Origin of the sequence: Streptococcus handemini (genome assembly GCF_040984445.1) — a bacterium.
In the GTDB taxonomy this organism is placed as follows: domain Bacteria; phylum Bacillota; class Bacilli; order Lactobacillales; family Streptococcaceae; genus Streptococcus; species Streptococcus handemini.
The window spans coordinates 1-21790 of sequence record NZ_JBFRYH010000002.1 but is presented as its reverse complement, the minus strand read 5'-3'; the positions used below and the strand labels follow the sequence as shown (position 1 = coordinate 21790).

General features: G+C 42.3%; 20 protein-coding genes and 2 pseudogenes. 12 read left to right on the top strand and 10 right to left on the bottom strand.

Features of this window, described 5'->3' with window-relative positions; translation table 11 throughout:
* The first annotated feature begins 43 nt into the window (after positions 1 to 43).
* The 3 genes from gla to ABPH35_RS00550 all read left to right on the top strand — a co-directional run bounded on the left by gla (position 44) and on the right by ABPH35_RS00550 (position 2688).
* A complete protein-coding gene (gene gla, locus ABPH35_RS00560; protein WP_349988725.1) occupies positions 44 to 895 on the top strand; it encodes an aquaglyceroporin Gla in 852 nt (283 codons plus the stop codon).
* 132 nt (positions 896 to 1027) lie between these two features.
* Complete coding sequence (locus ABPH35_RS00555) at positions 1028 to 1759, top strand: CppA N-terminal domain-containing protein (RefSeq protein ID WP_349988726.1); 732 nt, start codon at positions 1028 to 1030, stop codon at positions 1757 to 1759.
* Entirely contained in the window at positions 1756 to 2688 is a 933-nt protein-coding gene (locus ABPH35_RS00550) for a serine hydrolase domain-containing protein (protein WP_349988727.1), read from the top strand. The genes ABPH35_RS00555 and ABPH35_RS00550 overlap by 4 nt, the downstream gene beginning before the upstream one ends.
* Before the next feature lie 174 nt (positions 2689 to 2862).
* Here ABPH35_RS00550 and pflB read toward each other — a convergent pair whose 3' ends face one another.
* A complete protein-coding gene (gene pflB / locus ABPH35_RS00545) occupies positions 2863 to 5205 on the bottom strand; it encodes a formate C-acetyltransferase (RefSeq protein WP_349988728.1) in 2343 nt (780 codons plus the stop codon).
* 212 nt (positions 5206 to 5417) lie between these two features.
* Between pflB and dinB the strand changes: the two genes are divergently transcribed.
* The 3 genes from dinB (at position 5418) to ABPH35_RS00530 (ending at position 7800) form a co-directional block, all read left to right on the top strand.
* Positions 5418 to 6485 (top strand): DNA polymerase IV, encoded by a 1068-nt coding sequence (gene dinB, locus ABPH35_RS00540; RefSeq protein WP_349988729.1) that lies wholly within the window; start codon positions 5418 to 5420, stop codon positions 6483 to 6485.
* Positions 6486 to 6594: 109 nt separating this feature from the next.
* Entirely contained in the window at positions 6595 to 7515 is a 921-nt protein-coding gene (locus ABPH35_RS00535) for a 1-phosphofructokinase family hexose kinase (protein WP_349988730.1), read from the top strand.
* Positions 7516 to 7530: 15 nt separating this feature from the next.
* Positions 7531 to 7800, top strand: coding sequence for a DUF4177 domain-containing protein (locus tag ABPH35_RS00530; RefSeq protein ID WP_349988731.1), 270 nt, complete (start codon positions 7531 to 7533; stop codon positions 7798 to 7800).
* Between the two features lie 363 nt (positions 7801 to 8163).
* On the opposite strand, the gene ABPH35_RS00525 is transcribed toward ABPH35_RS00530, so the two are convergent.
* The 6 genes from ABPH35_RS00525 to rnhC form a co-directional block, all read right to left on the bottom strand.
* On the bottom strand, positions 8164 to 9246 hold the full coding sequence (locus tag ABPH35_RS00525) for a DUF4097 family beta strand repeat-containing protein (RefSeq protein WP_349988732.1): 1083 nt from the start codon (positions 9244 to 9246) through the stop codon (positions 8164 to 8166).
* On the bottom strand, positions 9243 to 9830 hold the full coding sequence (locus tag ABPH35_RS00520; RefSeq protein ID WP_349988733.1) for a DUF1700 domain-containing protein: 588 nt from the start codon (positions 9828 to 9830) through the stop codon (positions 9243 to 9245). The genes ABPH35_RS00525 and ABPH35_RS00520 overlap by 4 nt, the downstream gene beginning before the upstream one ends.
* Positions 9817 to 10143, bottom strand: a complete 327-nt coding sequence (locus tag ABPH35_RS00515; RefSeq protein ID WP_349988734.1) for a PadR family transcriptional regulator — start codon at positions 10141 to 10143, stop codon at positions 9817 to 9819. Before ABPH35_RS00515 ends, ABPH35_RS00520 begins: the two co-directional genes overlap by 14 nt.
* Before the next feature lie 172 nt (positions 10144 to 10315).
* Positions 10316 to 12685 (bottom strand): SF1B family DNA helicase RecD2, encoded by a 2370-nt coding sequence (gene recD2, locus ABPH35_RS00510; RefSeq protein ID WP_349988735.1) that lies wholly within the window; start codon positions 12683 to 12685, stop codon positions 10316 to 10318.
* An 88-nt stretch (positions 12686 to 12773) separates the two neighbouring features.
* Complete coding sequence (gene lepB / locus ABPH35_RS00505; RefSeq protein ID WP_349988736.1) at positions 12774 to 13367, bottom strand: signal peptidase I; 594 nt, start codon at positions 13365 to 13367, stop codon at positions 12774 to 12776.
* A gap of 10 nt (positions 13368 to 13377) precedes the next feature.
* Positions 13378 to 14277 carry a ribonuclease HIII gene (gene rnhC, locus ABPH35_RS00500; protein WP_349988737.1) on the bottom strand — a complete coding sequence of 300 codons (900 nt, stop codon included), beginning with the start codon at positions 14275 to 14277 and terminating at the stop codon, positions 13378 to 13380.
* Positions 14278 to 14470: 193 nt separating this feature from the next.
* Here rnhC and ABPH35_RS00495 point away from each other — a divergent pair, with 193 nt between their 5' ends.
* The 6 genes from ABPH35_RS00495 to trxA all read left to right on the top strand — a co-directional run bounded on the left by ABPH35_RS00495 (position 14471) and on the right by trxA (position 19692).
* The gene (locus tag ABPH35_RS00495; RefSeq protein WP_368849451.1) at positions 14471 to 14914 is read left to right on the top strand and encodes a hypothetical protein; all 444 of its coding nucleotides are present in this window, start codon (positions 14471 to 14473) and stop codon (positions 14912 to 14914) included.
* 325 nt (positions 14915 to 15239) lie between these two features.
* Entirely contained in the window at positions 15240 to 15551 is a 312-nt protein-coding gene (zapA, locus tag ABPH35_RS00485) for a cell division protein ZapA (protein WP_349988739.1), read from the top strand.
* Complete coding sequence (locus ABPH35_RS00480) at positions 15548 to 16093, top strand: CvpA family protein (protein ID WP_349988740.1); 546 nt, start codon at positions 15548 to 15550, stop codon at positions 16091 to 16093. Before zapA ends, ABPH35_RS00480 begins: the two co-directional genes overlap by 4 nt.
* A 165-nt stretch (positions 16094 to 16258) precedes the next feature.
* Positions 16259 to 18592: an endonuclease MutS2 gene (locus ABPH35_RS00475; RefSeq protein WP_349988741.1), complete on the top strand. Its 2334-nt coding sequence runs from the start codon at positions 16259 to 16261 to the stop codon at positions 18590 to 18592.
* 68 nt (positions 18593 to 18660) lie between these two features.
* Positions 18661 to 19311 carry a GNAT family N-acetyltransferase gene (locus tag ABPH35_RS00470; protein ID WP_349988742.1) on the top strand — a complete coding sequence of 217 codons (651 nt, stop codon included), beginning with the start codon at positions 18661 to 18663 and terminating at the stop codon, positions 19309 to 19311.
* A gap of 66 nt (positions 19312 to 19377) precedes the next feature.
* The gene (trxA, locus tag ABPH35_RS00465; protein ID WP_119875626.1) at positions 19378 to 19692 is read left to right on the top strand and encodes a thioredoxin; all 315 of its coding nucleotides are present in this window, start codon (positions 19378 to 19380) and stop codon (positions 19690 to 19692) included.
* Between the two features lie 67 nt (positions 19693 to 19759).
* Here trxA and ABPH35_RS00460 read toward each other — a convergent pair.
* From ABPH35_RS00460 to ABPH35_RS00450, 3 genes and pseudogenes are all read right to left on the bottom strand, one after another.
* Positions 19760 to 20638, bottom strand: a pseudogene (locus ABPH35_RS00460) (helix-turn-helix domain-containing protein).
* Positions 20639 to 20703: 65 nt separating this feature from the next.
* Positions 20704 to 20910: pseudogene (locus ABPH35_RS00455) on the bottom strand (L-lactate MFS transporter); the annotation flags it as partial.
* Between the two features lie 229 nt (positions 20911 to 21139).
* Positions 21140 to 21790: transposase (locus ABPH35_RS00450; RefSeq protein WP_368849450.1), on the bottom strand; the 651-nt coding region annotated here is incomplete at its 5' end.

The following is a 21790-nucleotide window of genomic DNA, read 5'->3' as shown; positions in this document are numbered from 1 at the left end:
ATACAATAGTGTTTGTCTAAAACTTAATGGAGGAAATGAAAAAATGGACGTAGCAGTACATGTAAAGTACATTACAGAATTTCTTGCGACAGCACTTCTCATCATTTTAGGGAACGGAACTGTAGCAAATGTTGATTTAAAAGGCACAAAAGGAAACAATGCAGGTTGGATCTTGATTGCCATTGGTTATGGTTTGGGTGTCATGATGCCAGCCTTGATGTTTGGGAACGTTTCTGGGAATCATATCAACCCAGCTTTTACACTTGGCCTAGCCGTATCAGGTTACTTTGATTGGGCACTGGTTCCAGGATATCTTGCAGCACAACTCCTTGGTGCAATAGCAGGTCAAGCGGTTGTCGTTGGTGTTTACCGCCCTTACTTCTTGAAGACTGACAATCCAAATCATATCTTGGGATCATTCTCGACAATTTCAGCACTAGACGACGGTACAACAGCTAGCCGTAAAGCATCATGGATTAACGGATTCTTGAATGAATTCTTCGGTTCATTTGTCTTGTTCTTTGGAGCGATGGCGATTACTAAGCATTACTTTGGAGCAGAAGTTCTTGGCTTTTTAGCAGAAAAAGGTGCAGACTTGTCAGATGCAGCAACTAAATTACAAATCACTCACTACCTAAATCCAGGGTTGAACGTGGCGCACATGGGGCTTGGTTTCTTGGTAATGGCGCTTGTAGCAGCCGTTGGTGGACCAACTGGACCAGCACTTAACCCAGCTCGTGACTTAGGTCCACGTATCTTGCACCACTTATTGCCGCAAGCTGTTCTTGGTCAAGCAAAAGCAGACTCAAAATGGTGGTATGCATGGGTACCCGTTGTTGCGCCAATCGCAGCAGGTATCAGTGCTGTAGCTCTTTATAAACTAATCTACGGATAAAACAAATGAGGTCTTTAAGGCCTCTTTTTGTGGCGACAGTACAGAAAATTTTGCCTAGATTTACAGTCAAATATTTGTAAATTTTAGCGTTTTCCATTACAATAGAGAAGTATCGAAGTAAGGAAATGGAAGATGATGAAAGAGAAAACTATGGTTCCTGCGATTCGAGTGAATAATCGCAGGGTGAATCAAGCATTTTTTGAAGAAAATTTAGGCTTTAAAACCTATTTAGAAGATGCTGCCTTTGTTGAATTAGGTGCAACCTCAAGCGTAGCGACAAAGTTGGTGTTGATTGAATCGCCAAGTATGCGAACAAGGGCTGTTACAGGGGTGAAAAAGCTTCACAAAATCGTGATTCAGATAGCAGATCCGCTAGAAATTGAAGCCTTGCTAGCGCGTGGCAGTAGCTTTACTAAGCTCTATAAAGGACCTAATGGTTATGCCTTTGAAAGTATTTCACCAGAGAATGACACTTTTTTGCTCCATGCAGAAGAAGACGTATCAGAGCTTGTGCAAATCTTGCCACCAGTTGCCTTTCGTGAGTTGGACAGCTTTGAGAAATTAACAGCCTTTTCAGTTGAAAAGATTGTTATCAACACACCCCACCCTGAAGCAAGTCGTGCTTTTTATGAGAAACTATTTCCTGGACAAAGGGTAATAGCTTTCCGTGAAGCTGTTGGGGATGACTTGTTGGCTGAAGCAGGAGAGACATGGGATATTGATAGTTTACGAATTCCAGTCGCTGCTGATATGGATTGGTCAGTGCTGGAGGAGAACCTACAAGCTCCTTTCTTCAAAGACAAGAAAGAACGCTTTTTACAGACGATTGATGAAAGCAATATTGAATTGTGGTTTGAAAAATGAAGGCTATCTTAGATAAAATTGACCAGCAAATGGCTGAACATTTGTATCGTGGTGCGAGTCTAGCTCTCTACCATCAGAGCAGCTGGCATGACTACTATATCGGTTATAGCGAAGAAAATGTAGTGACGCAAGCAGGATTGACCTATGATCTGGCATCTGTTTCCAAGGTTGTCGGAGTGGGTACAGTCCTGATTTTTTTGCTAGAAGAAGGCATCATTGAGTTAGATAAACCTCTTGTGACCTACTACCCTTGCTTTCATGACAGCAGTGTGACCATTCGTCAACTTGTCACGCATACGACAGGGATTGATCCCTATATTCCTAATCGAGATTCCCTTGATGTTGCAGGGCTTAAGAAGGCGATAGAAGAGATCCGAGTGACTGCTGATAAGCACTTTCGCTATACGGATATTAACTTGATTTTGCTTGGGTTCATGTTGGAGGAATTATTAGGGAAGCCACTGGATACCATTTTACAGGAGCGAATTTTCACACCGTGGGGGATGACAGAGTCACAATTTGGACCAGTTGTGACAGCTGTTCCAACGCTTAAGGGAGAGCCGGCAGGGATTGTACACGATCCCAAAGCCAAGGTGTTAGGAGCCCATTGTGGCTCAGCAGGACTCTTTTCGACTCTAGCAGACTTAAAAAGGTTCCTGAATCATTACTTGGAAGGAGAATTTGCGAGGAATTTGAGTCAGAATATCAGCTTTTCAAAACCCCGTTCAATCGTTTGGAATCTTGAAAATGGTGGTTGGCTGGATCATACAGGCTACACAGGTCCCTTTGTCTTGGTTCATCCTCAAAAGCAGCTAGCAGCGATTTTTCTGACTAATCGCACCTATGATGAAGATAATCGCCCCTTGTGGATTGAGAAGCGAAAGGAGCTATATCAAGTGATTGTAGAGACCTTGGAGCAAAGTTTATAACATAGGGGCTAGTTCCAGTAGCATGAAATAGAAAAAAGAGAGGAGTCATACTCGTGATTTCAAAACCGCGACTGTGCTTCCTCCTTTCTTTTTAGATAGGATTTACCAATGGCGTAGATGAAAAGATTGGAATAGAAAAAAGTAGTTCTGATTGTTCAGAACTACTTTTTATTTTTAGTTACCTGAAATTTCGCGAGCAGCATCGTCCATTGAAAGAACTTCGTGGAAGACACGTTGTGTCAATTCAGTTTTTTGTTCCTTAGTGAGGTACTTGGTGTTTACACAGTAACCAGAGATACGTACGATAACGTCTTCACCGTTCATAATCTTGTCATAAACATCTTGAAGGTCCATAACGTTCAAGTTAACGTGTTGTCCACCATTTTCGAAGTAACCATCAAGGATTGTTACCAAGTTGTTGACTTGCTCATCGAATGTCTTACCGAGTGCTTTTGGTGATACTTGAGTTGTCAATGAAATTCCGTCATTTGCATGTTTGAAGTTCAATTTAGACAAGGAGTTCAAGTTTTGCAACCAACCACCACGAGATTTAGATGTTGGGTTTGCACCTGGTGGGAAGAATTCTACTTTAGAAGTGTTAACAGAACCATCTTCGTTGAGGAATACACCACGGTGAACAGGGGAGTTCGCCGTTTGTTTAGAGTAAGCAACGTTAGAAGTGATGGTCAAGATAGAAACAGTTGCTTCTGCATTCTTGTACAATTTATGTTTGTTCAAGCGTGTGAAGAATGCTTCCATGAGCCATTTTGCAATGTCATCTACACGGTCATCATCTTCACCGTAACGTGGGAAGTCACCAGTTACTTCGTAGTCGTAGATAAAGCCATCTTCGTCACGGATTGGTTTTACTTGTGCATATTTAATCGCAGAAAGTGAGTCAACTGTATTTGCAAATCCACAGATACCGAATCCCATGTTTGCACGAAGGAAGGTTGGCAAGAATGCCATTTGAACAGCCTCATAGTTGTACTTATCGGTCATGTAGTGGATGATGTTCATCGCATCTACATAGGTATCAGTCAACCAGTCAAGCGCTTTTTCAAAGTTCTTGATAACTTCATCGTATTCAAAGACTTCAGAAGTGTTTGGCTCTACGCAGTCAAATACTTTGTAGTCTTTGTGAACATCGTCATAACCGTTGTTCCAGCTTGAAAGAAGGGCTTTAAGAACGTTTACGCGAGCTCCGAAGTATTGGATGTTGTGGCGTTTATCTTCGCTTTCTGGGTCAAGTGGTGATACACAGCATGAGATACAGCTCATTTCACCATATCCGTCTTTAGCCATTGTTGTGACACCTTCGTACTGAATAGAAGAGTGTTTGTGGCTCATTGACATACAGTAGCGACGGAATGAATATGGAAGTTGGTCAGACCAAAGAACAGTCAAGTTTGGTTCTGGAGAGTTACCGATGTTGTCAAGTGTGTTCAAGAAACGGTAATCCATTTTTGTAACACGGTGACGACCATCGTTCCCCATACCTGCCATAGAAGTTGTAAGGAAAGTTGGGTCTCCTGAGTAGATTTCGTCAAATGCTTTTGTACGAGCAAATTTAACAGTACGAAGTTTCAATACGAAATCATCTACAAATTCTTGAATTTCTGATTCTGTAAATGTACCACGAGCCAAGTCACGTTCTGCATAGATGTCAAGTACGATTGGCACACGTCCAAGTGAAGTTGCTGCACCGTTGATGACACGACATACTGCCATGAAGGCGATGTTAACCCATTGGATAGCTTCTTTTGTATTCAAAGCAGGACGGCGTACATCAACACCATAGTGGTCACCCAAACGAACAACTTGTTGTAATGCTTGGTACTGCATGTTGATTTCTTCACGAAGACGGATTGATTCTTCGTCGATTTCATTGATAGAGTTCCAGTCTGCAACTTTTTCTTCCATCAAGTAGTCTGCTCCATAAAGGGCAAGACGAGCGTACATACCGATGATACGTCCACGTGAGTAAGCATCTGGAAGACCAGAAACGTGATGAGAGTGGCGCGCGCGACGAATGTCAGATGTGTAAGCGCGGAAGATACCGTCGTTTACAGTTGTTGCGTGTTTTGTGTAAATTTCATGAAGAAGTGGGTCAGGAGTATAGCCGTTTTCAATCAATGTTGTTTCAGCCATACGGATACCACCACGAGGCATGAAGTTCAATTTGAACAACTCATCGTTTTGGATACCGAAAATCACTTCGTTATCTTTGTCGATGAAACCAGCTGGGATATCGGCAATAGAAGTCGCACGGTCAATATCCATTGGGAAACGAGTATCTTCATATCCTGCTTTTGTTTCTTCGATGATTTTCTTAATGTGGAGAGAGCGTTCCGTTGGACCTGCAAGGAAACTTTCGTCTCCGTCGTATGGAGTGTAGTTAGCTTGAACGAAGCGAGTGACACTAGCTTTATCTTGCCAGTCATTACCTTTGAAACCTTCCCAAGCTTGGGCGAAAATGTCTTCAGTTACATTTTTTGTTTTAACTTTTGTTGACATGAGGGTTCTCCTTTTATATTTAGGGCAAATGTGCCTTTATGCCTATTATTATACCACTTGAGACCACTTTCTACAAGGCAAAAATACTTGAAAATAAATGAAAGAACTTGCAGGAATCTTACATTCTTTCAATTTAATTTTCAAATGTTTTGTAGTGAATTTTAGCGGAAATAAAGAAGATGGGTTATACTAGAGAAAAGGTGGTAGAAAGTATGCTTATTTTTCCCTTAATCAATGATACTTCTCGAAAAATTATCCACATTGATATGGATGCTTTTTTTGCGGCCATTGAAGTGCGGGACAATCCTAGCTTGAAAGGAAAGCCTGTGATTATTGGGCAGGATCCCCGTTTGTCTGGTGGTCGTGGAGTTGTTTCGACCTGTAATTATGAAGCGAGAAAGTTTGGAGTGCATTCGGCTATGAGTAGTAAAGAAGCCTATGAGCGTTGTCCACAGGCTGTCTTTATTGCAGGAAATTATGAAAAGTATCAGACTGTGGGACAGCAAGTAAGGGAGATTTTCTATCGCTATACGGATTTGGTAGAGCCGATGAGCATTGATGAAGCCTATTTGGATGTGACAGAAAATAAAATGGGAATTTCATCTGCGGTTAAGATTGCAAAACTCATTCAACATGACATTTGGAATGAACTGCATCTGACGGCTTCTGCTGGAGTGTCTTATAATAAATTTTTAGCAAAAATTGCTTCAGATATGGAAAAACCTCACGGGCTGACCCTTATTTTGCCAGATGAGGCAGTTTCTATCCTATCGACCTTACCTGTGGAGAAATTTCATGGAGTCGGCAAGAAAACAGTTGAAAAGTTACATGAAATGGGCGTATATACAGGTGAAGACCTACTTGGTATCGCTGAGATGACCTTGATTGATGCCTTTGGTCGCTTTGGCTATGATTTGTACCGCAAGGCACGGGGAATTTCTAATTCTCCTGTCAAGGTCAATCGTATTCGCAAATCAATCGGTAAAGAGCGGACTTACCGCAAACTTTTATATTTGGAAGCAGATGCTAAGAAGGAGCTAGCAGGTCTGTCCGAACGAGTAGCAGATAGCATGCAGAGACAGCAGAAAAAAGGACGAACCATTGTCTTAAAAATCCGCTATGCCGACTTTACAACTCTCACCAAGCGGGTGAGCATTGCTGAAGCAACTGATCAAGCCGATGTCATCTATCAGCAAGTAGAAGGAATACTAGAGCATATTGCGGATTGGAGTAAGGGGATTCGTTTGCTAGGAGTGACGGTTACGAATTTTAATGAGTAGCTAGAGCGATAGGAGAGGAACTTTTTCTATATTCTTCCATTTGCATTATTAGTATAATGATATAAAAGGTGGTACAATAAAAGAAAATGCCTAAGGAGGCCTTTGTGTCATGATTCATTTAGTTTGTCCGAATCCTGCTTTAGATAGAACGCTGTTAGTGGAGCGCATTGAGAAAAATATTCCGCTTCGTCCGAGTGAAGTGAGGGAGTACCCTGGTGGAAAAAGTTTTAATGTCGCTTATGCTCTCAAAGAAAATGGCGAGTCAGACTATGTGATTCATACCATTTTAGGAGGCAGAATCGGTCAGTATATTCAAGATTTGAATGCAGATAAGGGCAATGCCTTGCAGATTGTTGAAAATTCGCAAAATACCCGTACCTGTAACATTTATATGGAAACAGAGACAGGTGATGTGACCTTGTTTTATGAGAAGGGCTTGGAGTTGACGGAAGATTTGTTGGCCCAATTTACCAAGCAATTAGAAGATAGTCTTTCAGAGGGAGATTGGTTGGTCTTTTCAGGTAGCTTAATGAAAGGCATACCAGATGATTATATCAAGCAAGTGATTGATCGCCACTCAGGGGTTCATACGATTGTTGACACTAGCGGGGGAGCCTTGCGAGCAGCCTATCAATCGAAACCAAGTTTGGTCAAGATTAACAATGAAGAACTCAAGGATATTTACCCAGAATTGGATGAGGACAATCCAGAGCAGATTTTAGCGATTTTAAAAGAAAAAACACCGCATGAAAATATGATTGTTACCATGGGGGCTAAGGGAAGTTTAGCCAAGATAGGAAATCGCTTTTTCCGAGTGGCACCTCTACGTGTTGAGGCGCTGAACCCAATTGCGTCAGGGGATTTTTACTTGGGTGTCTTAGTCAAAGGTTTGAGCCGACAAGAAGCCCCTGAACGCTATCTCCGTGAGGCAGCAGCTTTTTCGGCAGCTAACTGTTTGCAGTATTTCCCAGAGGTGGACAAAGAGCAGTACAACGAATTACTCGAAAAAGTAACGGTTGAAGAATTGTAGAATAGGAGGAGTGCTATGGGATTTTTTGATCAGATGAAAGACCAAAGTTCTTTTTCAACAGCTTCTAGCGCAGATAACTTACATTACGTGGTTCTTCAGGTGACATTAAAAGAGAAATTTTGGGGGACAGGTTCTGGGAATTTGACGGAATTAGAAGATGTTATCAATCGTCAAGTTCAAAAAGGCTACAGACTTCATACGATTACGACAGCTAACGGTGGAAGCAAAGGCTTGGGTGGAGGAGATCGTATTCAGGCTACCATGGTCTTTGAAAAGATTGTGTAGGGAGTTAAAAACAGAAAAAGGTTAGGCAAAAAGTACCAAAACTGCTCATTTTTATAGTTCGAGCAGCTTAACGCAGTAGTTGTCTGGTTTGTAAAACGTTGATAAATCAACATTCTATTAAAAAGGCTAGCGAAGAAGAGTTCGCTAGCCTTATTTCCAACCGTTCACAATTCTCAATTGCATGGGGCGAGCTGTGCTCGGTCTATTTCCAGCCTTCCACCATTCTCAATTGTGAAAGCTAGTCAACATGCGGGGATGGGAGTAAAATAATCCAGTGGATTATTTTAGCCTGAATCTAGAAATAAAGGAGTGAGGATAATCGATTTCTATGAAATCACGATTTTGTCCCACTCCCTTTTTGTGTTAATGGTTTGATTCCAGTGAGCCAAGGTTAACTTGTTCATTGGTTGTGCGGATAATGAGTTTATTTGGAGCATCTTTTGGGCTGAAAGTTGCCTTTGCGCCGTCTCTATTTTCTTCGATTTTGAGATTCTTATATTCGCTTCCTACGTTGATTCCCATCTGTGTCAGATGTTCCTTTCGGAATGCTTCCTCTTGAGCTTTGGTGGTTTCGTCATTTTCTGACTCAGTATAGGTATGTGGAGCGTAGTAGGCTTCACGCAGTTTCTCCCAATCATAAGAGACAATCACATCAAGCTGGGTATCTTTTTGGCTCTTTTCGGATAAGCCAATGTTGATATCTGCATGGTATGGGCCAGTGGTCTCCATTTTGGTGGTGCCGAGAATGGTTGTATCATGCAGGTGGATGGAGCCAGCGTTTTGAATTGTGACATTTTCAAGTGTACTGGTTTGGTAGGATTGTATGGCAACGGATGCGTCCATGGTCATATTTTTCAGGTGAGAATGTTGGAATGTGAGGGAGCCATTGCTAGATATGTGGATTGTTCCGCCTTCTAGCTTGACATTATCACCATAGATGTAGCCACCCCAGTCAAGATTTTTGATACGGACGTTATGGAGCGATAGAGAGTCGCTGTAGTTCCAACCAGACAGTTTTTCAAGTGTTTTTCCTTTGGGAACAAGGATGGTCAATTCTTTGAGTTCATGATTGCGCGCTATGTTGATGGCTAATTCCTGTCCTAAAAATTGCATGATTCCTTGAATATGGAATTTGGGGTCTTTCCCTTGAATGGTGAGGGTATGATTATCCTGTTGCAAAGAGAGGGAACGGTAGCGGAAATTATCAAAATTGGCATAGCGGACATGGAATTGATCATCTGGGGATTCGTCGACTTGAACTGTCCTCGTTTGGGAATCAATCGTGATTTCTTTGATGTCTTTATAGGTTTCTTCTGTCAAGCTAGGAGTAGAAATGGTCTGGATATCTTCAATACCTCCCATGAAGTAGCCAACACCGCAAAGAATTAAACCTGAAATCAAGGTAATAAAACCCGTTAATAAGGTAATCGTAATTTTCTTTTTCATGCTGTTTTACCTCGCTTTAAAATCCATTGAAAGAGAAATTTGACTAGGCGACCTGACCAGTAGGCAAAGAGTCCTGTGACAACATAGAGAATGGCTGCGCCACCGATGAGACCAATTCCTGTCCCAAATCCCATGAGAAAGGCTGGGAGGGATTGACCAAGGAGGCTAAAGGCTTCCCAGATAAGATAACCACCTGTCACGATGAGCCCCAGTCCCAATAGGAAGGCCGAGAGGATGAGTCCTGCAACTCCTGCGATTATCAGAAAAAGTATGCCGATCAAAAGGAGCAACAAGGGAATGGCAATGGGAAGCGAAAGGAGGGCAAGAACAGCTAGCCAAATGGTTTTAGTCTTGCTTTTACGCTCGGCAGTCATCTCTTCTTCGATATGGCGGTCAAGGATATTATTGATAATATCACTAGCTGCTTCTTTTGGAGAGCCTAATTCTTCAATCAAGGCTGCTTCACCTTCTGGACCTGCATCATCAAAGTATTCTTTAAAATAATTCACCGCTGCCTGGTATTCTTTGTGGGGCAATTTTTTCAGATGTTTTTCTAACTGCTCCATGTATTCAGTTCTTGTCATGACGAATGCTCCCTTCTATAATGCCATTGATAGTCGATGTGTAGGTGTCCCAATCTTCCTTGAGCCGAACCAGTTGTTCATGTCCAAGTTGGGTTAAGCTATAGTATTTGCGCGTACGGCCTTGGTATTCTTGGGAATAGGTGGCCAAATAATCATTCTGCTCCATCTTTTTTAAAATAGGATAGAGAGCAGATTCCTTGATATTGGCAATGAGCTTAATGGTCTGACTGATTTCATAGCCATAAGAATCTTTGGACTCTAAAATCGCTAGGATGAGAAATTCTGTCAGCACAGCGGGTACAGGAAAGTACATTGCAACTCCTCCTTTGCTTTTTGATTTGTTTTGAGTATAGATTGATATCGGATATATATCAAAATTTAGTATATATAAAATATACACCCATAAATCCAAAATGTCAATAGATTTTATATGAAAAACAGTAAAAAAACTGAAGAAACGAAGTAGTCTCTTCAGCTTAAATCATCTATTTTTTAAAAAATACCTGAATATCTTCTTCTGTAATCCCAATCATGGAATCAATGGTCAGGAGATTTTCTTCAGTTAGGATGTAGGATTGGGGGGCTTCTTCTTCTGAATTAGTGCTAGCTATGGTCTCAGTTTCTAGCACCAGCTCGGCCACCCCTGTCTCAAAGCGCTCCTTGAGGTAGGTCTTACGACTTGTTCCTGCATTTTTTACGGCATAGTCAAAGGCACTGTAATCCCCCAAGAGAATGAGTTTGCTCTTTGAACGGGTAATAGCAGTGTAGAGGAGGTTGCGCTGGAGCATGCGGTAGCTGGTTCGTGTGATTGGCAGGATGACGACCTGAAACTCGCTCCCCTGTGATTTGTGGATAGACATGGCATAGGCTAAGGTGATTTTGTACCATTCGTTGCGGGGGTAGGTCACTTCACTTCCGTCAAAGTTAATTGTGATTTCGTCCTGCTTGGAATCGCTATATTTGGCAGGAAGAAGATCGGTAATGTAACCTAAGTCTCCATTAAAGACATTGGCTTCGGGATCGTTGACCAAGTGAATGACACGGTCTCCCTGACGAAAACGGATCTCGTTTTGGAGAAATTCAAGTTGCCCTTCTGCGAGCGGATTTAGGAGGGCTTGAGTCGTGATATTGAGCTGGTCAATACCTGCTTGTCCTCGGTACATGGGAGCGAGGATTTGTACTTCTTGTGCCTTGATTCCTGATTGAACGGCTGCGCTGACAATCCGATCAATGAGCGCAGGAATTTGTTCGTTCTGGGCTTCAAAATAGGAACGATCAGCCTTTTTCTCTCGGAAATCAGGAGGAAGTTGCCCTTGTCGGATATGGTTCGCCAAGGTGACAATCGTTGAGTCGTCTGACTGGCGGAAGATTTTTTCCAGAGTAATGCTTGGAATAGCAGGAATATTCAGCAAATCAGCTAAGACTTGCCCAGGACTGACAGAGGGCAATTGCTCAGCATCTCCTACAATTAAGACCTGAGTATTGGATGAAATGTGCTGAAACAGCTGGTTGGCAAGCCAGGTATCTACCATGGAAAATTCATCAATGATAATAAATTCAGCATCTAGATACTCGTCTCGATAGCTTTCTTCCTGACCTTCTGTCAAGCCAAGATGGCGGTGAATGGTCGCACTTGGCAGTCCTGTCAATTCATTCATTCGTCTAGCAGCCCGACCTGTTGGTGCGGCAAGTAAAATCGGGCAATCGCCTGTCATCTTGGTCAGGTTGATTCCGTGGAGCATAGCATAAATGGAAATAATCCCATTGATGACCGTTGTTTTTCCGGTTCCTGGTCCTCCTGTCAGGATAAAGAGCGGATTGTTGAGGGCTTGATGAATGGCCTGTTTCTGAATGGTGTCGTATTGGAAACCTGAAAGCTCCTCGACTTCACGGATGGCAGCGTCAATCTTTTCAGCTGAAAAGGTGGGGACTTCTTGTTTGTCTAATAAGCGCTTGATTTGCTTATGGATACCTTGTTCTGCAAAAAAGAGGGAATTATCAAAGATTTTGGTGTCCATTTGCTGGACCTTGCCGTCTTGAATCAATCCTGTTAATTCTTGGGCGACAAGAGCAGGATCCAGCTCAATCTTGCGGGCTGTTTCAAGTACCTCTAGGGAGTGTTCCAATAAATCACGGGCTTTGATATAGGTGTCGCCCGTCTCCATAGACTTGTGAATCAAACTATAGAGCATGGCAGCCCGAAAACGCTGCGGAGAATCGCTTGCGATTCCTAGAGTTTCTGCAATTTTATCAGCAATGGTAAAACCCAGTCCTTGCACATCTTCCACCAGTTGATAGGGGTTTTCGGTAAGGACATCGAGTGTTTTTTCCTTGTATTGGTCTTGGATTTGAAAGGCTAGTTTGTTAGGGATACCGTATTCAGCTAGTTTTGCTAGAGTGACTTCTGTGCCGTAGTTGGCATGCAATTTCTCAAGGAAAGCCTGCCGGTATTTGGCAGAAAGTCCCGTAATTTGCGTTAATTTCTCAGGTTCAGCGAGAATGTGATCAATGGTATTTTCTCCGTAGAGTTCGACAATTTTTTCAGCCGTTTTGCGCCCAATTCCTTTAAACTGATCGCTGGAAAAATATTTGACCAAGCCAGCAGCAGTTGGTTTGCTACGTTCATAGCGCGTGATTTGGAGCTGCTGACCATACTTGGGGTGGGTGACGAGATGACCATAAAATTGATAATCTTCCCCCTCGATGACATCTGCAATCGTGCCTGTCACAATGATTTCGTAGTCATCATAGTCACTATCGGTATCATCGATTTCAAGTAGCAGAATCTTGTAAAAATTGGACGGATTTTCAAAGATGATGCGGTCAATGGTTCCTGTAAAATAGAATTCGCTCATAGTGTTTCCTAATGGTATCTGGGTAGTGAAAATCCCAAGCTCAGACGTCAATGAAGAAAGAATACAACGTTTAGCTTGGGAGTCCTGATTAGAATGATTTAATGCGGTTGAGAGGCCAGAGGCGGAATACGATTTTGCCCTTAATATTAGCCTTTTCAAATGTACCGACATTGCGACTGTCCAGTGACACTAAACGGTCATCGCCCAGTAGATAATACTGTCCATCTGGGACCTGAGTCGTGAATGTTGGATTGTAGTGTTCATCTTGTGTGAAGGCTTGAGCAGCTTGGGCACGCTCTTGGAAAGATTTATTGTAGGAGTAAGTCGCTTGCAATTTATCTTGGGCAAAGGCAGCCTTGTATTCGTCAAGATATGGCTCAGGAACTTGTTCGCCATTGACATAGAGTGTATCATTTTCATAATGAATGGTATCACCTGGTAGACCAATAATTCGTTTGACAATGAGTTTTTCCTTGCCGCTATCGTCTGTTTCGCTGGCTACGACAATGTCAAATCGCTTGACGTCTCCGACTTTCAGCATGACCAATTGCTCCTTATCATAGAGCGTGGGATCCATAGAATGACCATCCACACTAACAAGACTCCAGATAAAGAGCCTAGAAAGGATAGCGAATATGACAACAAGGGAGAATAATCCCCATTCTTTCAAAAAACGTTTCATAGTTGATACCTCATTTACGACGTGATAAGAGTGCCTGTGCTTTCTGAGTATTGGCAAAATGTAGTTTGGCAGTTTGTTCAAGTCCAGCCATGCCATATTGAGCCAGAATATCTCGAGCAATGTGGTCTGATTGTTTTCCGGCACCAGATGGTAAGTTGTGTCCGATTTCCTGACCTAGTTGGGCTAGGTTCTCCAAAAACATGGCGCGTGCGATAATGGATGATACAGCGACGGCCAGGTATTTTCCCTCAGCTTTTTCTTCTAACGTGATTGGATTTGGAAAGTGATTGCTTTCCTGAGCCAGATAGCGACTGTAGTTTTTACTGCTAGTAAAAGCATCGATGACAATCTCTTGTGGCTGTACTCCCTTTTGTAAGAGCAGAAAAATGGCCTGATTGTGCAGGGCGACCTTGACAGATACTGCATTGTAGCCTTTCTCGATGACTTCATTGTATTTCTTTGGGGTCAATAGCAGAGCTTGGTGCGTGATTTTTTCCTTTAACACTGGTGCGATTTGGCAGATTTTCTGGTCTGTTAGCCGTTTGGAATCATCCACGTCGAGTGACTTGAGAAAAGCATGGTCATCTGGCGTCACAAAACTCGCAACAACAGCCAGCCCTCCAAAATAAGACCCATTTCCGACTTCATCTGTTCCAATTATTGGAATCTGTTGGGATTGTATTGGCTGATGAGGAGGTTGCTTTTCTTGGTAGCCCCATTTCTGCGCCAAGAAACTGGCCTTTTCTCCTTGAAACATCAGCTTGCCTGATTGGTAGAGGGTGATACTAACACCGTCTACCTTGAAAAAGGCTTCGACATAGGGATTCTTACTAGGTAGTTGATAATGGGCATACTGCGCTTTTAGCTGTTGCTTTTGTTGATCATCTATCGTTATCACAAGATTGTTCATCTTCTTATTGTACCATAAAAGAGGAAAACTGTGGAAGGAAAGATTGGGAAGCGTGAAAAAACAAGAGAGCCAGGAAAAATGGATATTCCGTTTTTGATTCGAAGGTTAAGCGCCGTTTCCTTTTCAAGGATAGTAAGGACTCAAGCTGTCCTTTATCGAATTTTGGAGCATGTTTTTTGGAGCAACAGATTCTTTGGTTTTACCCACTATGGCTCTCTTTTTCCTAACCATCTCAGTCTTTAAACGAGAAGTGGATGATCACACTCTCTTTCTCTACAAGGACCTCAATCGCAAGCAGATTTTCTGGGCCAAGTATTGGAGTTTGATTGTGATGATTCATATCTTTCTGGGGATTAGTTTTCTAGTTTCACTCGGTGTTTTCTATACTCGTGTGATTCACATGGACTTTGCGACAGCAACGTTTTTTCATAGTAGTGTGGCCGATACCTTAGCGAGTGCAACGGCACTTGCCACCATCAGTCTAAAAGCTGTCGTTTCGATGACGATTGCTAGCGTACTTTGCTTTTATTGGAATATAGGAGCAACCATGGTGAGTGCTATTGCTTTAAGCATTGTTAGGATGATTACGACGGCAACGGGTGGTCCCATCGGCCTCCTCTTTCCGACAGGTTATTAGGAAATGGCTTGGACAGGCAGTCGGGATGCCCTTCTTGCTATAGCTGGAGCGAGTTTTATTACTCTTTTCTAGGTGTTAGTGTTGACACGCATAAATCGGAAAAAATTTGCTCAGTTGGAATTTTAGATGAACAAGGGCGATTATCTCGTTCAGATTCGCTCCCTCGTTTTTTAGGAAACGCTCAGCAATTTCAGTATACAGAAAGTAAGCATAAGATTGATAAGTTTCGCTTTGTCGATTTTGTACGGAGAAAGACCATTCTTTAAGGGTATTGGGATTAGCCAAATGGCTGATTTTACGATATAATATGAATTGAGGTATTTTTATGGCAAACTTAAATCGATACAAATTTACATTTGGAGAAAAACAATTAACACTCACGACAGAACATGATAATCTCTTTATGGAAGAGATTGAGCGCATCCTACAGGAAAAATATCAAGCAATTAAAGAAAAAATGCCGATGGCGGATTCTGAGACTTTGGCGCTATTGCTTGCAATCAATGCCTTGTCTGTCCAGTTGAAACGAGAGTTGGAGCATGAAAAAGTAGAGGTGGAATTAGCTAGTGTCAAAGAAAAAGTGCTCAAGAAAAACGTAACTCTCCTAGATCTAGATGAACTCGAGGATCCATCATGATAACGTTGCTTTTGTTTATTATATTATGTTGGAGTTTTTATATCGGCTACAGTCGTGGGTTAGTGCTGCAGAGTTATTATACCTTTGCTAGCATCTTTTCCCTTATTATTGCTGCGAGTCAATACAAAAAAATAGTGGCTCTGTTGTATCTGTGGGTACCGTTTGCAACGGCAGGGCAGGGTGCTAGTACCTATTATTTTGAGAGCAAGTATTTATTTAGTCTTGATAAGATTTTTTATGCTGGCTTGGCCTTTTTCCTTATCTATGCTATAGTTTATCTTTTTATGCGGATACTGGGATTGTTGGTGCATTTACTCCGTTTTGTCGATCCGGATACGACGGTGACCAATGCAATCAGCGGTATTTTAGCGATGGTTGTGACCGTTATTTCGTTGCAGATGTTGTTGACGATTGTAGGCACTATTCCCCTAGCAGCGGTGCAAGATACGCTGCATAAAAGTTGGCTGGCCAATGCGATTATTCAGTACACACCGATTACGAGTAGCTTGTTCAGAAAACTATGGCTTGCAGGGCTTGGCTAATAGAGTGGCTTCATTTAGAAAAGGGGTTGAGCACGTGTTGCCCAATCCCTCTGTTTTACTTGAAATTGGAAGACATGTGCAAATTCACCCTTAAATAATTAGGTTGATAGGATGAATATGTAATAGAAATGCAGAATGAAAGAGGATGAACCTCGGAGAAAGAAAATGAACCAGAAAATTATGGAAACCTTGGAGTTTCACAAGGTCAAGGCCTTGTTGGAACCCTTTATCGTAACAGAACAGGGAGCGTTTGAACTACAGGCTCTTGCGCCAATGACAGATGCGGTGCGGATTCAGCAAGCCTTTGATGAAATGGCAGATATGGGGCAACTTTTTGTTGAGCATCCGCATTTTAGCATAGGAGCAACTGTTGATATTGCGCCAGCCATGAAGCGTTTGGACTTGGAGGCAGATCTCAATATTTCTGAAATCTTAGCTGTCAAAAAAGTTCTCGAAGTTTCAAAAGAATTAGCAGATTTTTACCAGCAATTGGAAAATGTCCATTTGACTCAATTGTCGTCCTTATTTGAAAAAATTGAGTTATTTCCCCATATCCAAGGCAGTTTACAGGCGATTAATAATGCGGGTTTTGTGGAAGATTTTGCTAGTGAGAGATTAGCCAAGATTCGCAGGAAGATTCGCGAGTCTGAAGATCAAATCAGACAGGTCTTGCAAGACATGCTTAAGACCAAGAGTGATATGCTGACAGATACTGTTCTGGCCAGTCGGAATGGTCGCAATGTCCTACCAGTCAAAAATACCTATCGTAATCGAATTTCAGGTGTGGTGCATGATATTTCTGCTTCTGGGTCAACCGTTTATATTGAACCTCGTGCAGTTGTGTCCTTGAATGAGGAAATGACCCATGCCAAGGCAGAAGAACGCCATGAAATCAGCCGTATTTTGCAAGAATGGTCCAATATGCTGCGGCCCCATGGCCGTGTCATTCGCAACAATGCTTGGGTCATTGGCCACCTTGATCTAATCTGTGCCAAGCATGTATTTGATAGGACCTATCAGGCGACTATCCCAACTCTATCCTTGTCGAAAGATATTGCCCTATTAAATGTTCGCCATCCACTTTTAGCTCACCCCATTCCCAATGACCTGTATTTCAAGGAAGAATTGACAGCTATCGTGATTACAGGTCCCAATACAGGTGGTAAGACCATTATGCTGAAAACACTGGGGTTGACGCATCTCATGGCCCAGTCTGGTCTTCCTATTTTGGCGGATAAGGGCAGTCGAGTTGGATTATTCCGCGAAATGTTTGCGGACATTGGCGATGAACAGTCGATTGAGCAAAGTTTATCCACCTTCTCTAGTCACATGACCCATACAGTCGATATTTTAGCCCGAGCTGACCAAGATTCTCTTATCTTGTTTGACGAATTGGGAGCGGGGACTGATCCACAAGAGGGAGCTTCGCTTGCCATGGCGATTTTGGAAGACTTGCGCTTGCGAGGCATTAAAACCATGGCGACCACCCATTATCCTGAATTAAAGGCCTACGGAATCGAGACAATCGGTGTGGAAAATGCCAGCATGGAATTTGATAGCCAGAGCCTGCGGCCAACTTACAAGTTTATGCAGGGTGTTCCAGGGCGTTCCAATGCCTTTGAGATTGCAACGCGACTCGGCTTATCAACGGCTATTATTAGCGATGCCGAAAGCATGACAAAGACCGACAGTGATGTGAATCACATTATTGAAAAGCTAGAAGCGCAAACAGTAGAAAGTCGTAAGCGTTTAGATACCATTCGTGAAGTCGAGCAGGAAAATCTCAAGATGAACCGTGCCTTGAAGAAACTCTATCACGAATTTTCACGAGAAAAAGAAACAGAGTTAAATAAGGCACGTTTAGAAGCACAAGAGATTGTGACCATGGCTTTGGCTGAAAGTGATGAGATTCTGAAAAATCTTCACAGCCAGGCTAGCTTGAAGCCACACCAGATTATTGAAGCCAAAAGCAAGCTGAAAACATTAGCACCAGAAGTCGTAGATTTATCGAAAAATAAGGTCTTAAAAAAGGCAAAAAAAGAAAAGGCTGCGCGCGTGGGAGATGATATTTTAGTCACGAGCTATGGACAGCGGGGCACCTTGACCAAGCAGTTGAAAGACGGTCGTTGGGAAGCCCAAGTTGGCTTGATTAAGATGACGTTGAAATCAGACGAATTTACCCTTGTTAAGGCTGAAAAAGAAGAAAAGCCAAAACAAAAACAGGTCCATGTCGTCAAACGCACCACTGGAAAAGGGCCTAAGGCCCGCCTTGACTTGCGTGGCAAACGCTATGAAGAAGCCATGCAGGAATTGGATGAATTTATCGACCAGGCTCTTCTCAACAATATGTCCCAAGTGGATATCATTCACGGTATCGGAACAGGTGTCATCCGTGAAGGTGTCACCAAGTATCTTCGTCGTAACAAGCAGGTCAAGGAATTTGGCTATGCCCCGCAAAATGCAGGAGGCAGCGGTGCAACCATTGTGACCTTTAAATAATATATCCCTTGACAAACCCGATTGGAGGGGTAAAATAGTGGTATCTTTTAAAGCAAGGAGTAGGAAATATGCTTATCAGGAGATACAAGCCGAGTGATGAAAAAGGTTGGGTCTATACTAAGGCACTTAGCTATCTCTTTTCTCCCTTTTTTGATGATAGAGAGACAACCAAGCCTACCTTGAATAGGGATATCTATGATGACCGCATTGAGTGGGTAGCAGAAAAAGATGGTCAGATTGTTGGTTTGCTAGATATAGACATTTACAATCAAGAATGTAGCCAGTCCTATCTGTATGCACCCGCAGACAAAGTGGCCTATTTTACCAATCTAGCAGTTCACCCCGATTATCAAGGACAGGGCATAGCTCAAGCACTCTATGACCGGGCTTTACAGGAATTACAAGAATATCAGGTAGAACGATTAGCGATTTTCACACGTGAGGGAGATGTGGCCAATCATCTCTATCAAAAATGGGGTGGCAAGTTGGTATGTAGCGATTACTTAGTCGTCGGTCAGCCAAAGGATACGCCTACTTTCCGTTTCGGTGTTGATGTAGAAAAGGCTAGCCGATCCTTGACAGACATGGCTGGACAGCCACTGCCTTACTACCTCAGAGAGGGGATTTATATAGTTGCTAATCAGGCGGATTTGGACTTGTTTGACATTGAGGAATGCTATCAAGAATTCACCTATGTCATAGATATTTGCCTTGCGTAGCAAATATTTTGAAAAAGTTTCCTTTTAGTGTAGAATAACAATACAAAGAAAAAAAGGAGAACGAATATGGTTCAAGCAGTTACGGATGCAAACTTTGTTGAAGAAACCAAAGAAGGACTTGTGCTGATTGATTTTTGGGCAACTTGGTGTGGTCCATGCCGCATGCAAGCACCGATTTTGGAGCAATTAGCAGAAGAAATTCACGAAGATGAATTGAAAATTTTGAAAATGGATGTCGATGAGAATCCAAATACAGCCCGTGAATTTGGGATTATGTCAATCCCAACTCTTCTCTTCAAGAAAGACGGAGAAGTCGTAAAACAAGTTGCTGGTGTCCACAGTAAAGAGCAACTCAAAGCGATTATCGCCGAGTTGGCATAATATAAAAAAGCTGAGAACGTAAAAAGTTCTCAGCTTTTTGTATGTACAACCTTGCTTAGTCAGCTGACTATTTCTGCCTTGCTCCCGTTCGTTTCCGATACTGTCTAGGAGTCAATTGAAAGCGCTGCTTGAAATGTCGATTAAAATTGGATAAATTATCAAAGCCAGCAAGAGGAGCGATTTCAGCAATGGGCAACATGGTCTGGATCAGCAATTCGCAAGCCTTGTTGAGGCGTTTTTGCAGGATGAATTCCCCGCAGGAACTTCCCGTATGCTGTTTGAAAATGCTCATAAAATGATTGCGGCTGTAGCCAAAATAGTCTGCTAATCGGCCAATCGTGAGCTGGTCAGCTAGATGATCGTCAATATATTAGATTAAATCTCGTAATTTTTCATATTTACGATAGGTCTCATCACTATAGTGTCGATTGACATGTCGGTATTTGAATAAAAGATAGAGAAATTCATATAGTTTCGACTTCAGTAGCACATCATAGTAGAGACTTTGGTCATGTACCAAGGCAAAGATGGCTAGTAGACAGGCCTTGATTTCCTCATAGCCTGGCATAGCGGGCTGAATACGTGTCGTCAGATGAAAATGCCCCGAATAAATGGGTTGAATGTAGCGTTGACTGAACAACTCAATTTGCGAGCGTCCCAAATTGTCTAAGTGAATGCGAAAAATCTGGCTATGCTGTTCCTTGCCTACGATAGGCTTAATGGCATGTAAGAAAGTAGGCTGAATCAGAATAATATCTCCAGCAGCACTATCAAATGTCTCCGTATGGATATGATAGTGAGCGGAGCCCTTTTGGACATAGACGATTTCCAATTCTGGATGCCAATGGTACATGATGTCAGGATCCTGAGGCGTTAGGAGCATCTTTTCATAATAATAGGGAAAGCCAGAAGGATTGTCTTTAATATATCGAGAATAGCTTGTCATCTTTCCCTCCTATCTCGTTTATACCATTATACCAAAATTGAGAGGGTTAAGCATGGATATTCGGGTCACTTTTTGTGCATTTTGATATAAATAAGGTTAAGCCCAAGTCCAACAACTGCAAAGGCAATTGAGAGATAAAAGGCCTGACTATAGTTTCCGTTATTGGCATTGGCCAATTGGATGGCTAGACGAGGAGCGAAAAAGGCGGCTAACGAATAACCTGTAAAGATAATTCCGTAATTCACCCCTTGATTTGTAGGTCCATAATTTTGGCTCTATAATTTCTGTAGTGGGTAAAACCACCATGGAGATTATGGGGTCTTTTTCTACCATTTGTCAAGTTTATCAAGGATTTAAGAAAAAATATTTTCAAGACAGTAGCTATTTCGAAAGTGCTGTCTTATTTTTGACACTTATTTAGTAAAAAAAAGGCATGTCAAAAGAACACCTTATGTTGGAAATTTTTCGATAAGGTGTTACAATACTAGGGTATAGACAACTTTACTGATTTTGGGTTGAAGTATAATCGTAGAGTTTGTTATGCGTTATGAGGTAATACATCGTCCTGATGAGGCGATGCATGGAGGCAATCGTATGTGGCTTAGTTGACGTCACCTGCGATTGTCTTTTTCGTTTCTCATAGAAATCTGCGATATGGCAGGGATTAGTGTGACTAGCTGCAGCGATGTTGTGGATGCACTTGAATAGAATCTTTCTCACGTAAGGGTTCCCGCGTTTGGTGATATGTTCTTTGGCTAAGAAGTTCCCAGATTCATAGTGTCTGAGATCAATCCCAATAAAGGCGTTGATTTGATTGGCAGACTGAAAGCGACGCCTGTCGCCCAATTCACCAATAATACTTGTCGCTGAGGTTTCCGCTATTCCAGGAATAGAGAGAAGGATCTCATATTCAGGTAATGGCTGAGCGAATGTGACCATTTCATCCAAAACAGTTTGTCTCCGATTAGATAGCCTGATTAGTTCTTGTGCATAGTAACGGACCTCTTCCATCATTGGAGAGGATTTTTTGACCGCACCATAAGACTGTCTGGCAAGTTCAGTAAGTTTGTTAGTCAGGAAAGCGACACGCTTGTCAGAGATCCGTTTTGAAGTCGACTGACAGATACGATGCCTTAACTCACTGTTCGTTCG

Bases quoted from the DNA above. Each gene is read 5' to 3' on its own strand.
- gla (WP_349988725.1), top strand. From the start codon at position 44: ATGGACGTAGCAGTACATGTAAAGTACATTACAGAATTTCTTGCGACA.
- ABPH35_RS00555 (WP_349988726.1), top strand. From the start codon at position 1,028: ATGATGAAAGAGAAAACTATGGTTCCTGCGATTCGAGTGAATAATCGC.
- ABPH35_RS00550 (WP_349988727.1), top strand. From the start codon at position 1,756: ATGAAGGCTATCTTAGATAAAATTGACCAGCAAATGGCTGAACATTTG.
- pflB (WP_349988728.1), bottom strand. From the start codon at position 5,205: ATGTCAACAAAAGTTAAAACAAAAAATGTAACTGAAGACATTTTCGCC.
- dinB (WP_349988729.1), top strand. From the start codon at position 5,418: ATGCTTATTTTTCCCTTAATCAATGATACTTCTCGAAAAATTATCCAC.
- ABPH35_RS00535 (WP_349988730.1), top strand. From the start codon at position 6,595: ATGATTCATTTAGTTTGTCCGAATCCTGCTTTAGATAGAACGCTGTTA.
- ABPH35_RS00530 (WP_349988731.1), top strand. From the start codon at position 7,531: ATGGGATTTTTTGATCAGATGAAAGACCAAAGTTCTTTTTCAACAGCT.
- ABPH35_RS00525 (WP_349988732.1), bottom strand. From the start codon at position 9,246: ATGAAAAAGAAAATTACGATTACCTTATTAACGGGTTTTATTACCTTG.
- ABPH35_RS00520 (WP_349988733.1), bottom strand. From the start codon at position 9,830: ATGACAAGAACTGAATACATGGAGCAGTTAGAAAAACATCTGAAAAAA.
- ABPH35_RS00515 (WP_349988734.1), bottom strand. From the start codon at position 10,143: ATGTACTTTCCTGTACCCGCTGTGCTGACAGAATTTCTCATCCTAGCG.
- recD2 (WP_349988735.1), bottom strand. From the start codon at position 12,685: ATGAGCGAATTCTATTTTACAGGAACCATTGACCGCATCATCTTTGAA.
- lepB (WP_349988736.1), bottom strand. From the start codon at position 13,367: ATGAAACGTTTTTTGAAAGAATGGGGATTATTCTCCCTTGTTGTCATA.
- rnhC (WP_349988737.1), bottom strand. From the start codon at position 14,277: ATGAACAATCTTGTGATAACGATAGATGATCAACAAAAGCAACAGCTA.
- zapA (WP_349988739.1), top strand. From the start codon at position 15,240: ATGGCAAACTTAAATCGATACAAATTTACATTTGGAGAAAAACAATTA.
- ABPH35_RS00480 (WP_349988740.1), top strand. From the start codon at position 15,548: ATGATAACGTTGCTTTTGTTTATTATATTATGTTGGAGTTTTTATATC.
- ABPH35_RS00475 (WP_349988741.1), top strand. From the start codon at position 16,259: ATGAACCAGAAAATTATGGAAACCTTGGAGTTTCACAAGGTCAAGGCC.
- ABPH35_RS00470 (WP_349988742.1), top strand. From the start codon at position 18,661: ATGCTTATCAGGAGATACAAGCCGAGTGATGAAAAAGGTTGGGTCTAT.
- trxA (WP_119875626.1), top strand. From the start codon at position 19,378: ATGGTTCAAGCAGTTACGGATGCAAACTTTGTTGAAGAAACCAAAGAA.